The organism is Metabacillus sp. B2-18, from assembly GCF_021117275.1.
In the GTDB taxonomy this organism is placed as follows: Bacteria; Bacillota; Bacilli; order Bacillales; family Bacillaceae; genus Metabacillus.
On record NZ_CP088245.1, the window covers coordinates 4,280,001 to 4,293,665 of the forward strand.

Consider the following 13,665-nt stretch of genomic DNA (forward strand, 5'->3'; position numbering starts at 1 on the left):
CCTGTTCGCTCCCCACGCTTTCGCGCCTCAGCGTCAGTTACAGACCAGAGAGTCGCCTTCGCCACTGGTGTTCCTCCACATCTCTACGCATTTCACCGCTACACGTGGAATTCCACTCTCCTCTTCTGCACTCAAGTTCCCCAGTTTCCAATGACCCTCCACGGTTGAGCCGTGGGCTTTCACATCAGACTTAAGAAACCGCCTGCGCGCGCTTTACGCCCAATAATTCCGGACAACGCTTGCCACCTACGTATTACCGCGGCTGCTGGCACGTAGTTAGCCGTGGCTTTCTGGTTAGGTACCGTCAAGGTACCAGCAGTTACTCTGGTACTTGTTCTTCCCTAACAACAGAACTTTACGACCCGAAGGCCTTCATCGTTCACGCGGCGTTGCTCCGTCAGACTTTCGTCCATTGCGGAAGATTCCCTACTGCTGCCTCCCGTAGGAGTCTGGGCCGTGTCTCAGTCCCAGTGTGGCCGATCACCCTCTCAGGTCGGCTACGCATCGTCGCCTTGGTGAGCCGTTACCTCACCAACTAGCTAATGCGTCGCGGGTCCATCTGTAAGTGATAGCCGAAACCATCTTTCAATTTCGAACCATGCGGTTCAAAATGTTATCCGGTATTAGCTCCGGTTTCCCGGAGTTATCCCAATCTTACAGGCAGGTTACCCACGTGTTACTCACCCGTCCGCCGCTAACCTCAGGGAGCAAGCTCCCATTGGTTCGCTCGACTTGCATGTATTAGGCACGCCGCCAGCGTTCGTCCTGAGCCAGGATCAAACTCTCCAATAAAGAGTTGATATAGCTCATAATTAAATCTTTTAAAACGTTGACGTTTCTGTTTTGTTTAGTTTTCAAAGAACTACTTTAGCTGATTACTTTATCAGCGACAAAAATTATTGTATCAAACATTTTCTTTGTTGTCAACTTCTATGAACCATTTTTCTTAGAAAGAAAAATTAATATCATATCTTGTAGCAACAAATATTATCTTACCATTTCACTTCGCAGAAGTCAATGGTGTTTTTAAATCTTTTTTGTCTTCATATCGCCTTAATTAACGACAAGTAATATCTTATCATCCATCATCACCTATGTCAACTTCCATGAAAACATTTATTTTATTATGATAGATACTCTTCATTATAAAAGATAATTAAATACATCAAATACTAATGAAGCAATTCTATATTCTTTGCTTGATTAAGACTGTTCCTCCTAGTGTCGAGAAAGTTTCATTTCTTGATTTTGATAACTGATTAAACTTTTCTTGCGTTTCTAGAACATCAACATTTATTCGATGTAAGCATTGAAAGGAGATGAAGAATATAATAAAATCAAGTTAACAGGAACACATGTTCTTAACTTGAATAATGGCGGTGATACATATGAAGGCATGGGAAGCAGCATATTTAGCTGGTATTATCGATGGTGAGGGATCAATCACACTAACTAGAATTCATAAAAATGAACATCGGAGACCTTGTATTACAATTGCATCCACAGACAAAGAACTATTAATTTACACTAAATCTTTGACTGGAGAAATTATTAGCAATAAAAAAAATTATAATCCTGAAAAACATAAGGATTCTTTTACTTTAAACATAAAGAAAAAAGAAAAGGTTATTAGTATACTTACCCTTGTTTTACCGTATTTAAGAGTCCCTTTAAAAAGAAAACGTGCACTATAGATTATAGATCACTACGATAATGTCACAATTAGAAACGGTAAATACAGTAAGGAGCGTTTAGAACAAAAGTTAGCTTTTGAAAAAGCATTTTTTGAAAACTGATTAAAAGACAAAATAAAAACCACCAAATTTGTATTTGGTGGAGACGGTGGGACATGCTATTCCATGCTTTCGTCATGGCACTGACTATATCTTGAACCTCTTTAAGGTCCTTCGGCGTCTTATACGAAAAGTAGATTTACCTGAGTTTCAGGCAGATTTTCGTATCCTAGTACTACCAAATACTTGATAGCCTATAAGTCGATACACGGCTGTTGGATTACTCCACATACCGCTCGGCATTGCCCTATCACAATGAGTGACTTAGGTTTCACCGATAAAGCCGAATTTTCACTTATGTGTTACCACATAAGGCGACTAATACTTAATCGAACCCACGTCCAGACATATCGGCACTTAAGCGTCTACGAGCGTAGTCGATATATTCGCGGTTTCGCTAACTCATATGCCTATCGACAGGCGTCAGAGCAGCTAGTCTGATTGGTCTCTTCCATCATCCCCAGACGGAGGAATTAGGCGTAGTCCACTAAGAGTGAGTCCCTTACCCTACCACATGGACGATGGAGGGAGGAACAGCTAAGCAGTTATTAAGCTGCTAAAGCTAAGTTATTGTTAGATTTGCCAGTTATTATTGGCGTGACGTTTTTACGAAGACGATCCCTTCGGCCCGCAACCTAAGCTCGAACTACCCCTGTCGAATCCGTAACGTCCCCATGTAAGCCGTATATACCAGCTAGGGAATACGGGAAGTTTAAAGATAGGTAAGCTTAATTGCTTATTAAGTTTTTAAAAAGTAAGTTGACTGTCTTACAAAACTTATTATATCAGACTGGCTCAAAAATGCAATTGTAAGGTTTTCCCACTACATTTTTTGACGTTCTCTAAAGGCACGTTCGATATCACGCTTTGCTTCCTTCTTCTTCAGATCTTCACGTTTATCGTATTTCTTTTTCCCTTTACCAAGACCGATTAGCACCTTTGCATAACCATTTTTCAGATACATCTTTAAAGGAACAAGGGCATAACCTTCTTCTTTGGTTGCACCAATTAGTTTCACAATCTCACGCTTATGAAGTAATAGCTTCCTTTGTCTTAGTGGATCGTGATTATAGCGATTTCCTTGTTCATACGGGCTAACGTGCATGTTCAATAGAAATACTTCTCCACGATCGATACGTGCATAGGAATCCTTTAAGTTTACACGTCCATTACGAATTGATTTAATTTCCGTACCTTGAAGGACAATGCCAGCTTCAAATGTTTCTTCTATTGAATAGTCATGATTTGCTTTTTTGTTTTGGGCGACTACTTTTCCCATACCTTTTGGCATTGTGTTCACTCCCCTCGATCTAGCGATACGTTCTATTTTAGCAAAAATTGGACTGTAACTCAATAAATAGAGCTAAAGAGAGACTGACACTAAGGATTGTCAGTCCCTTCAGATCATTAGCGTTTTTTCTTACGTTTTGCTTTTGGTGCATTTTCAAAGTGCTTTTTCTTCTTTTTACGAGGAGGACGTGTTGACCATTCGCCATCTTTGTCATTTCCACGTGTTTTGCTGTTATTACCGCCGCCACGACCATTGGAATCTTTTCTTCCTTTACCAGCAATGATGACTTTTGGTTTGTCTTTTTCAGGACGTCTTCTTGTCCCTTTCATACCAACAATTTCGAAATCAATAGCGCGCTCGTCTTTGTTTACATTTACTACACGTACAGTAATTTCGTCACCAATTCTGTAGACATTACCAGTACGTTCACCAATCATCGCATAATGTTGCTCATCATACCGGTAATAATCATCTGTCATATAGCTGACGTGAATAAGACCTTCTATTGTATTTGGAAGTTCCACGAACATACCGAAGTTTGTAACAGAACTGATCATACCGTCATATTCTTCGCCAATTTTATCAAGCATGTACTCCGCTTTTTTCAGTTCATCTGTTTCACGCTCTGCCTCTACCGCTCTTCGTTCCATGTTGGAGGATTGTTCAGCGATCACAGGTAAGCTTTCCGCCCAATGTGCACGAGTTTCTTCATCAACTTTTCCTTCTATTAGATATGTGCGGATTAAACGATGCACAATTAAATCAGGATAACGACGAATTGGTGATGTAAAATGTGTGTAAAACTCCGTAGCTAGTCCAAAGTGACCTAAGCTTTCTGGATCGTATTTCGCCTGTTTCATTGAACGGAGCATAACTGTTGAGATAACTGTTTCTTCTGGTTTACCCTGTACTTCTTCTAAAATATCTTGCAATGCTCTTGGATGAATTTCATTTCCTGCACCCTTTACTGAGTACCCAAAATTCGTAATGAACTGAAGAAATTTTTGTAGTTTTTCAGCATTTGGATCTTCATGAATTCGATATATAAACGGTACATTCATCCAATGGAAGTGCTCTGCTACTGTTTCATTGGCAAGCAGCATAAACTCTTCAATAAGACGCTCTGCTACTGAGCGTTCGCGAATCACAACTTCCGTTGGCTTTCCTTCTTTGTCGACAAGCACCTTTGCTTCTTTAAAATCAAAGTCAATGGCACCACGCTCCATACGCTTTTGGCGCAGTACTGCTGCAAGCTCACCCATTTGTTCAAACATTGGAATAAGACTTTCATATTTTTTTAGAAGCTCTTCATCGCGGTCTTCTAAAATTTTATTTACATCAGAGTACGTCATACGCTCTGTTGTTTTTATCACACTCTGGAAAATTTCATGTTTAACAACTGTTCCTTTTTCATCGATTTCCATCTCACAAGAAAGTGTTAAACGATCCACTTTAGGATTTAAAGAACAAATTCCATTTGATAAACGATGTGGAATCATTGGAATCACACGGTCAACAAGATACACACTTGTTGCGCGGTCTAATGCTTCGCGATCAATTGGTGATTGCTCTGTTACATAATGACTAACATCAGCGATATGAACACCCAGCTTATAGTGGCCATTATCTAACTTTGTTACTGTAACTGCGTCATCTAAATCTTTTGCATCGGCTCCATCAATTGTAACAATTGTTTCGTTCCTTAAATCACGTCTGTCTTTAAGATCTTCTTCTTTTATCGTCTCTGGAACATCGTTTGCTTGCTCGAGTGCTTCAACCGGGAATGGGCCTGGCAATCCGTGCTTATGAATAACGGATAAAATATCAACACCTGGATCATTTTTATGACCAAGAATATCAATAACTTCCCCTTCTGCACTCATGCGTCCTTCAGGATAAGTTGTTAATTTCACAACAACCTTATGTCCCTCTACAGCACCCTTTGATGCATTTTTAGGAATAAAAATATCATTGGCGATTTTTTTATCATCAGGAACAACAAAACCAAAGTTTTTGCTTTCCGTATAAGTACCAACAACCTCTGTTATTCCACGCTCTAAAATACGGACAATCGTTCCTTCTTGTCTTGTCCCACCTGTGCTTGCACTGACTCTGACCATAACAACATCACCGTGCATAGCCGTTTTCAATTCAGTAGGTGGAATAAAGATATCATCTAAAGCAGTGTCCTCAGGGTCAACAAAAGCAAATCCTTTTGAGTGACCAATTAGCTTCCCTTTAATTAAATTCATTTTTTCTGGCAACCCGTAACGGTTGCTTCTTGTTCTTACAACGAGGCCCTGATCCTCCATAACAACTAATGCTTTCACAAAGTCTTTAAACTCCGTTGAATCCTCTATTCCAAATGCTTGCTCAAGCTCTTGAACAGTTAGGGGCTTATAAGCTTCCTCTTTCATAAACGAAAGCAGCTTATCAATATGTACTTGAATTTCTTGATCCATTTTCATCCTCCTTTTCTCGTTCTAAAAAAACCTTACCAATCAAGGCTTTCTAAAAATTGATACACATCCTCATGGAGTTGATCACGTTCTTTATCAAGTGTTAACACATGTCCAGACTCTTCGTACCACTTTATTTGCTTATGATCATTTTCTACTTCATTGTAGATGATGTTTGCACTGTCAGTGTTAATCATATGATCATGTCTACCTTGTGCCACAAACGTTGGCGAATAGATCATGTCTACATTATTTCGGACATCTGCAATTAACTCTTGTAAGGCTTTTAATGTATTCATTGGAGTCTTCTCAAACTCCTTCATCTCTTCTTCTATTTCCTCAGGAGACTTCCCTTCAAACTTTTTATAATTTCTCGCGTACTCGAGAACTCCTTGATACATAACTTCCTCACTTTTAATGTACATTGGTGCACACATTGGGACAATTCCCTTTACAGGTAAAGTGTAACCCAATTTTAATGAGAAAACTCCACCAAGTGATAATCCCCCAACAGCTATGTCCTCAAAACCCATATTTTTCAAATGTTCATACCCTTCTTGTACGTCCTTCCACCAATCTTCAGGCCCTGTATGAACGAGCTCCTCTGGCGGTACACCATGGCCTTTATACTGTGGTGCATGACATGTATAGCCTTTTTCACTAAGAAAGCGTGCCAGCATTCGAACATCCGCTGTGTTCCCTGTAAATCCATGTAATAATAAAACAGCTCTATCGCCGCCTTCAAATGTAAACGGCTTTGGTAAAACTCTTTTCATTCTTACTACTCCTTACTATCTTTTATTTAGTTTATCCCATAAATGCCATCAGTATTACTAAACTAACATTAAGCTATGTATTCTTTACACTTCTATTTAATCAAACACTTTAGCTCTTGAACAATTGTTTGCTTAGTAGCATCTAGCCCCAAACAAAAAAGAGCCTGTTTCTACAGACCCTTTACTTATTATTTATTGAACTACATATGCTACTAAAACAGTTAAAACAAAGAATAAAACAGAAAGTACGACTGTGGCACGGTGTAAAACTAAGTCTAGTCCACGAGCTTTTTGTTTTCCAAAAAGCTGCTCCGCTCCACCAGAGATTGCCCCTGATAACCCTGCGCTTTTACCAGATTGTAATAACACAACTGTAATTAAAGCAACTGAAACGATAACAAGTAGAATAATTAATGCTGTATGCATGAGTTGACACCTCCTGAAATGCGCACAAATAGATAGTTTAAATGTACCATACTTCTTTTTGATTCACAATAAAACATTCATCTGTATATGTTTTTTTCTTAGCAAAACGAAATGTTACTTCCCCGTTAATCATTGATGCAAATGGGGATGTACGGTAAATGTACTTACGTTTCTGTATATGAGCAAAGTGTAAAGCACGCAGAAGGAGGACTTTTTACAGATTTTTTTGTTAAGGCTAACTAGTAATTTCGTGGGTTAACCACGAATATGGGTGGTTATCCGCGATGATGGAGCTTTTATCCGCGATTATTGGAATTTATCCGCGGTGATGGAGCCTTTATCCGCGATTATCGGAATTTATCCGCGGTGATGGAGCTTTTATCCGCGATTCAACTAATTTCGTCCATCGTTACTGACGCTTCCCATTTTCCAGATTGTCCAAGAAATAGATTCTATTTTTATTTTGCCCTGTACTCCTCAAATTCATAGTCTGAAACAGTCTAGTAGCAGTGTCAGAAGAATGTAACTTCAAAAACTCTCTTAGTTCCCTATTAGAAATTGTTGTCTTAATTAAAAGTTGATAATCTTCAACCGCCTTAATATGAGCATGTTTATCTTTTGCCCTGCAACTGGGACAAAACCAATTCCCTTTAACACGTTCCATTGGAAGTGCAGCACATTTAGGACAAAAGACACCTTTAAGAAGGTTACTTTCTATTAAATTAAATTTTTCTAGAATGGAGGAGTCTCCTTCTGTATGTTTTTTTAGTAATAATTTAAATATCTTTTTTAAAGCTTTTTCTTCTAATTGGTTTGTGGTTTTGGATTTTTCTAATTGAAGTATTTTAGTAGGTAACTCTTCTTTGTGGATCACTTTGTGGTGAATATGACGTTCATCTGGGGACGTGGTTATAATTGTGTAGGGATTACTAATAACGACTAATGATTGTATTTCTAATTTTTCTAATTTGTTGATACACAACCATTCTTTTAAGTTAGACTTTTGACGTTCAAGCTGAGTCAATGGATAAGCATAGGCAATCTCTTTCCCGTCTTTTGTTTGAATAAGTTGTTTAAATTTAGGATCAAAATAAATAGTTCCGGAGAAATTCTTTATCTCGAGGATAATCGCCATTTTGTTAGTGAAAATTAACGTGTCCATTTGAAAGAAATGTTTGTCTGTTTTTAATCTTAAATGGTGAAAAACAAAGTAGTTTTTTTCATCAAGGTAGCTGAGCGGATAGTCAATGGACTGCTCCCCTTTATAACCAGCCATTCTCTTGTTGTACTCTTCAGTAATGATCGGCAAAGTTGGATGGTATTCGGGTATCCGTGGAAGTAACGCTTCTAATTGAACGATAATACGGGGCTTTTCACGGTGTTTTATGATCATTTTTTCACTCCATATGTAGTTTTGATGTATGTATTCAATATTTTTTGAGAAAATCCTTCTAGTTCCGGGTAAAAAATCTGTTTATCCGCTATTTCAAGGGGCTTTCCGCGATTCTGGGCTTTTATCCGTGATTCCAAGAGGCTTATCCTCGGTTCTGGGCTTTTATCCGCGATTTCAAGAGTCTTATCCTCGGTTCTGGGCTTTTATCCGTGATTAGACAATTTCAGACAAAAACCGAGCTCCTTCCTTTGCCAGCTTCCACATTCCAGTACGAAGCCTCACGAGCAAAACAGGTTTCGCGCATGCAGTACAGATTATGGTACCCAAAGTTTCCCGCACTCCCTATCTTTCATACACCACAAAAAAACTGCCGCACCACGCGGCAGTTCTCCAACTCAACTTAAATTATTTCTTTAAGTTATAGAAAGTTTTAATTCCATCGTATCTTGAAGCGTCTTGTAATTGATCTTCGATACGTAGTAATTGGTTGTACTTCGCAACACGGTCAGTACGTGATGGAGCACCAGTTTTAATTTGACCAGCGTTTGTTGCAACTGCGATGTCAGCAATTGTTGTATCTTCAGTTTCACCAGAACGGTGAGAGATTACTGCTGTGTAACCAGCGCGTTTAGCCATTTCGATTGCTTCGAATGTTTCAGTAAGTGTACCGATTTGGTTAACTTTGATAAGGATTGAGTTACCGATTCCTTTTTCAATACCTTCAGCAAGTTTTTTCGTGTTTGTAACGAATAAGTCATCACCAACAAGTTGAACTTTACCGCCAAGGCGTTCAGTTAATAGTTTGTGACCTTCCCAGTCGTTTTCATCTAAACCGTCTTCAATTGAGATGATTGGGTATTTAGAAGCCATTTCTTCGTACCAGTCAACCATTTCAGCAGAAGTTTTTACAACACCTTCTCCTGAAAGATGGTATTTACCGTCTTCTTTGTTGTAGAACTCAGAAGAAGCAGCATCCATAGCAAGCATTACTTGCTCACCTGGTTTGTAACCAGCTTTTTCAATTGCTTCGATAATTGTTTGAAGAGCTTCTTCGTTTGATCCTAAGTTAGGAGCGAATCCACCTTCATCACCTACAGCTGTGTTAAGACCTTTAGCAGAAAGAACTGATTTTAGGCTGTGGAAAATTTCCGCACCCATACGTAGTGCTTCACGGAAGTTTTCAGCACCTACAGGCATAACCATGAATTCTTGAATGTCAACGTTATTATCAGCGTGCTCTCCACCGTTAACGATGTTCATCATTGGTACTGGAAGAGTTTTCGCGCTGAATCCGCCAAGGTATTGGTATAAAGGAACTTGTAGGTAATCTGCAGCAGCACGAGCAGCAGCCATAGATACACCAAGGATAGCGTTAGCACCTAATTTACCTTTGTTTTCTGAACCATCAAGCTCGATTAAAGCTTGGTCGATTGCGATTTGCTCAGTAACATCGAATCCAAGTAATTCTGGAGCGATTAATTCGTTTACGTTTTTAACCGCTTGAAGAACACCTTTTCCAAGGTAACGTTCTTTGTCACCGTCACGAAGCTCAACTGCTTCATATTCACCAGTTGAAGCACCACTTGGTACTAACGCGCGTCCCATAGCGCCTGATTCTGTGTGTACTTCTACTTCTACCGTTGGGTTACCACGAGAGTCTAATACTTCACGAGCATATACGTCTACAATGTATGGCATATTGTTTAATCTCCTTTTTTATAAAGAATTTTTTAGTTTGATTTAGTTCTGCCTTTTCATCAATCCATTGTTTGATATCGGAGGTCAGAGGCCGGATTTGAGGCATTCGGAGAAACAACCGATTGCTTTATTTAAAATTACTTTTTAATTAGTGTTGTTCCAGTCATTTCAGCAGGCTTTTCTACATTAAGTAGATCTAGCATTGTTGGTGCTAGGTCACCTAAAATACCATCTTCACGAAGTGTAACTCCCTCTTGTGTCACAATGACAGGTACAGGGTTTGTTGTGTGAGCTGTCATTGGCTCACCGTCTAATGTTACGACTTCATCTGAGTTACCATGGTCAGCTGTGATGATCGCTTTACCGCCTTTTGCAACAATAGCGTCCACAATTTTTCCTAGGCACTCATCAACTGTTTCGATTGCCTTGATTGTAGGTTCAAGCATTCCGGAGTGCCCAACCATATCAGGGTTTGCGAAGTTTAAAAGTATTGCATCAAATTTGTCAGCTGCAATTTCGCCAAGTAACGCGTCCGTTACTTCGTAGGCGCTCATTTCAGGCTTGAGATCATATGTTGCAACCTTCGGAGAATCAATTAAGATTCTTTCTTCGCCTGGAAACTTCTCTTCACGTCCGCCACTCATAAAGAATGTTACGTGAGGATATTTTTCCGTTTCAGCAATTCGAAGTTGAGTTAGATTATTTTGAGATAATACTTCACCGAGCGTATTATCAAGATTAGTTGGCTTGAATGCCACATATCCGTCGACTGTTTCACTAAAGTGTGTTAAACACACAAAGTGTAGGTTTTTCGGATGATTTTCACCACGATCAAATGAACGGAAATCTTCATTTGTGAACGTGTTGGAAATTTGAATCGCACGGTCAGGGCGGAAATTATAGAAAATCACCGCATCATTGTCTTCAATCGTTGCAACTGGTGAACCGTCTTCTTTTGTCATAACAGATGGAATGACGAATTCGTCAAAAATTCCATTGTTATAAGAATCGGCAACAAGCTCATCTGGTGTGCTGTAAGTTGGGCCTTCACCGTATACCATGGCACGGTAAGACTTTTCAACACGATCCCAACGCTTATCGCGGTCCATAGAGTAGTAACGTCCAGATAATGTCGCAATTTCCCCGACACCGTATTCTTTGATTTTTTCTTGAAGTTCATCCAAGTAAACTTTTGCCGTTTTTGGACCAACGTCACGACCATCTAAGAAGCCATGAATGTAAACATTATTTACGCCTTCATCTGCTGCAAGCTTTAAAAGGGCATATAAATGTTGAATATGGCTATGAACGCCACCGTCAGATAGCAAACCGAATAAGTGAAGATTTTTACCTGTGTTTTTCACATGATTAATAGCTTCAACAAACGTGTCGTTTTTTGCAAACTCACCTTCGCGAATTGCTACGTTTACACGTGTTAAGCTTTGGTACACAATACGACCTGCACCAATATTTAAGTGACCTACTTCAGAGTTCCCCATTTGACCTTCTGGAAGACCTACTGCCTCACCTGAAGCGATTAATTGAGCATGAGGATATTGATTCCAAAAGCGATCAAAGTTAGGCTTTTTCGCTTGTGCAACAGCATTACCTTTCGTTTCTTGGCGGCAAGCAAAGCCGTCAAGAATAATTAGTGCAACTGGTGCTTTACTCATTTTTGCTACCCTCCAAAAGTTGAAGGAAAGATTGAGCTTCTAAGCTAGCTCCACCTACTAATGCACCATCAATATCAGATTGTGCCATATATTCTTTGATGTTAGCAGGCTTTACGCTACCGCCGTATTGAATACGAACTGCTTGTGCAACGTCAGAAGAGAATTGCTCTGCAATCACTTGACGAATGTGAGCACATACTTCGTTAGCATCCTCAGCAGAAGAAGATTTTCCTGTTCCGATTGCCCAGATTGGCTCATACGCAACAACAGTTTGTTTTACTTGATCTTCTGATAAACCTTGTAAAGCTTTCTTTACTTGGTCTCCTACTAGATCATTTGTTTTTCCTGCTTCACGCTCTTCTAATGTTTCACCACAACAAACGATTGGCGTTAAACCATGCTGGAATGCAGCTAGAGTCTTTTTGTTTACTGTTTCATCTGTTTCAGCAAACATTTCTCTACGCTCAGAGTGACCTAAGATCACATAGCTTACACCAAGATCTTTTAGTGCTACTGGGCTAATTTCGCCAGTGAAAGCTCCATTTTCTTCAAAGTGCATATTTTGTGCACCTACTTTTAGGTCACTGCCTTCTGTTGAAGCTACAAGGCTTTCTAAAAATAGAGCTGGAGCACAAACTACTGAGTCAACGTTTTCAGCAGAAGGCACTAGACTTTTTACTTCCTCTACAAAGCTTTTTGCTTCTGAAGAAACTTTGTTCATTTTCCAGTTACCTGCGATAATTGGTTTTCTCATTCTTTACACCGTCCTCTTCCGAGTGCAATTTTTCAGCAGAATAGATGTCGCGACAAATCTACATTTGCGAAAAACGCATTCGATTTTTATTTATCGTTTAATGCTACAACACCTGGAAGCTCTTTACCTTCCATGAATTCTAGAGAAGCTCCACCACCAGTAGAAATGTGGCTCATTTTATCAGCCAAATTGAACTTTTCTACAGCGGCAGCTGAATCTCCTCCTCCAATTACGGAATATGTATCATTTGCTTCAGCTAATGCTTCTGCAACTGCTTTTGTACCACCAGCGAATGCTTCTAATTCGAATACACCCATTGGTCCATTCCAGATGACAAGCTTAGAGTTTTTAATAACGTCAGCGTAGATTTCACGAGTTTTTGGACCTGCATCAAGACCTTCCCAATCACTTGGAATGCTATCGATTGATACAATTTGAGTGTTCGCATCGTTTGAGAAGTCATCTGCTACAACAACATCAACAGGCATGTAGAAGTTAACGCCTTTTTCTTTTGCTTGATCAAGGTATGATTTTGCTAAGTCAATTTTGTCTTCTTCTAATAATGATTTACCAACATCATGACCTAAAGCTTTGATGAATGTGTAAGCTAGTCCACCACCGATGATTAGGTTGTCTACTTTATTAAGCAGATTATCTATTACACCGATTTTGTCTTTAACTTTTGCTCCACCGATGATTGCAGTAAATGGGCGCTCTGGGTTTGATAAAGCTTTCCCAAGAACTTCAAGCTCTTTTTCCATTAAGAAACCTGCAACAGCTGGAATATGTTTAGCGATACCTTCAGTTGAAGCATGTGCACGGTGTGCTGCTCCGAATGCATCGTTCACATAAATGTCAGCTAATTCAGCAAAAGCTTTCGCTAATTCTGGATCGTTTTTCTCTTCACCAGGATAGAAACGAACGTTTTCTAATAATAGAAGTCCGCCTTCTTCTAATTTTGCGATTTCAGCTTTAACAGTTTCGCCGTATGCTTCATCTGTTTTCACAACATTTTTACCAGAAAGCTCTTGTAGTTTTTCAGCTACTGCATTTAAGCGAAGCTCTTCAACTACTTCACCTTTTGGACGACCTAAGTGACTTGCTAAAACAACTTTAGCACCTTGCTCACTTAAGTATTGGATTGTTGGTAAAGCCGCACGAATACGTGTTTCGTCTGTTACTTGTCCATCCTTCATCGGTACGTTGAAATCAACGCGACAAAAGACGACTTTTCCTTTTACATCAATGTCTTTAACTGACTTTTTGTTCATGGAAAGCCCTCCTAATTTGAAATGCGGAAGCGCCTCGTTCAGGCCCGACAAGCACAAGACGAGCCTCACAGAAAGGTGTTCTTTACTTTTATGTGAGGATTGGCTTGTGAATCGAGGGTCTAGGCGCTGAA

10 protein-coding genes, 1 rRNA gene and 1 other RNA gene (1 of these 12 cut by a window edge) are annotated in these 13,665 nt (G+C 39.6%); 1 reads left to right on the forward strand and 11 read right to left on the reverse strand.

Going from position 1 to position 13,665, the window contains the following annotated elements; translation table 11 throughout:
* Window positions 1-792: ribosomal RNA gene (locus LPC09_RS21675) — 16S ribosomal RNA — on the reverse strand (it extends 758 nt beyond the left edge of the window).
* A 596-nt stretch (window positions 793-1,388) separates the two neighbouring features.
* Between LPC09_RS21675 and LPC09_RS21680 the strand changes: the two genes are divergently transcribed.
* Complete coding sequence (locus LPC09_RS21680; protein ID WP_231308264.1) at window positions 1,389-1,694, forward strand: LAGLIDADG family homing endonuclease; 306 nt, start codon at window positions 1,389-1,391, stop codon at window positions 1,692-1,694.
* A gap of 425 nt (window positions 1,695-2,119) precedes the next feature.
* On the opposite strand, the gene ssrA is transcribed toward LPC09_RS21680, so the two are convergent.
* The 10 genes from ssrA to LPC09_RS21730 all read right to left on the reverse strand — a co-directional run bounded on the left by ssrA (window position 2,120) and on the right by LPC09_RS21730 (window position 13,534).
* Window positions 2,120-2,459, reverse strand: a transfer-messenger RNA (tmRNA) gene (gene ssrA, locus LPC09_RS21685).
* 157 nt (window positions 2,460-2,616) lie between these two features.
* Window positions 2,617-3,084 carry an SsrA-binding protein SmpB gene (smpB, locus tag LPC09_RS21690; RefSeq protein WP_098797845.1) on the reverse strand — a complete coding sequence of 156 codons (468 nt, stop codon included), beginning with the start codon at window positions 3,082-3,084 and terminating at the stop codon, window positions 2,617-2,619.
* A gap of 116 nt (window positions 3,085-3,200) precedes the next feature.
* Entirely contained in the window at window positions 3,201-5,546 is a 2,346-nt protein-coding gene (rnr, locus tag LPC09_RS21695) for a ribonuclease R (protein WP_098797846.1), read from the reverse strand.
* A gap of 32 nt (window positions 5,547-5,578) precedes the next feature.
* Window positions 5,579-6,319 carry an alpha/beta hydrolase gene (locus LPC09_RS21700; RefSeq protein WP_098797847.1) on the reverse strand — a complete coding sequence of 247 codons (741 nt, stop codon included), beginning with the start codon at window positions 6,317-6,319 and terminating at the stop codon, window positions 5,579-5,581.
* Between the two features lie 192 nt (window positions 6,320-6,511).
* The gene (gene secG, locus LPC09_RS21705; RefSeq protein ID WP_098797848.1) at window positions 6,512-6,745 is read right to left on the reverse strand and encodes a preprotein translocase subunit SecG; all 234 of its coding nucleotides are present in this window, start codon (window positions 6,743-6,745) and stop codon (window positions 6,512-6,514) included.
* A gap of 409 nt (window positions 6,746-7,154) precedes the next feature.
* A complete protein-coding gene (locus tag LPC09_RS21710; RefSeq protein WP_098797849.1) occupies window positions 7,155-8,138 on the reverse strand; it encodes a nuclease-related domain-containing protein in 984 nt (327 codons plus the stop codon).
* A 405-nt stretch (window positions 8,139-8,543) separates the two neighbouring features.
* A complete protein-coding gene (gene eno / locus LPC09_RS21715; RefSeq protein ID WP_121663488.1) occupies window positions 8,544-9,836 on the reverse strand; it encodes a phosphopyruvate hydratase in 1,293 nt (430 codons plus the stop codon).
* Window positions 9,837-9,973: 137 nt separating this feature from the next.
* Window positions 9,974-11,509 carry a 2,3-bisphosphoglycerate-independent phosphoglycerate mutase gene (gene gpmI / locus LPC09_RS21720; RefSeq protein ID WP_098797851.1) on the reverse strand — a complete coding sequence of 512 codons (1,536 nt, stop codon included), beginning with the start codon at window positions 11,507-11,509 and terminating at the stop codon, window positions 9,974-9,976.
* Window positions 11,502-12,263 carry a triose-phosphate isomerase gene (gene tpiA / locus LPC09_RS21725; RefSeq protein WP_098797852.1) on the reverse strand — a complete coding sequence of 254 codons (762 nt, stop codon included), beginning with the start codon at window positions 12,261-12,263 and terminating at the stop codon, window positions 11,502-11,504. The genes gpmI and tpiA overlap by 8 nt, the downstream gene beginning before the upstream one ends.
* An 86-nt stretch (window positions 12,264-12,349) precedes the next feature.
* A complete protein-coding gene (locus LPC09_RS21730) occupies window positions 12,350-13,534 on the reverse strand; it encodes a phosphoglycerate kinase (RefSeq protein ID WP_231308265.1) in 1,185 nt (394 codons plus the stop codon).
* Window positions 13,535-13,665: the final 131 nt, after the last annotated feature.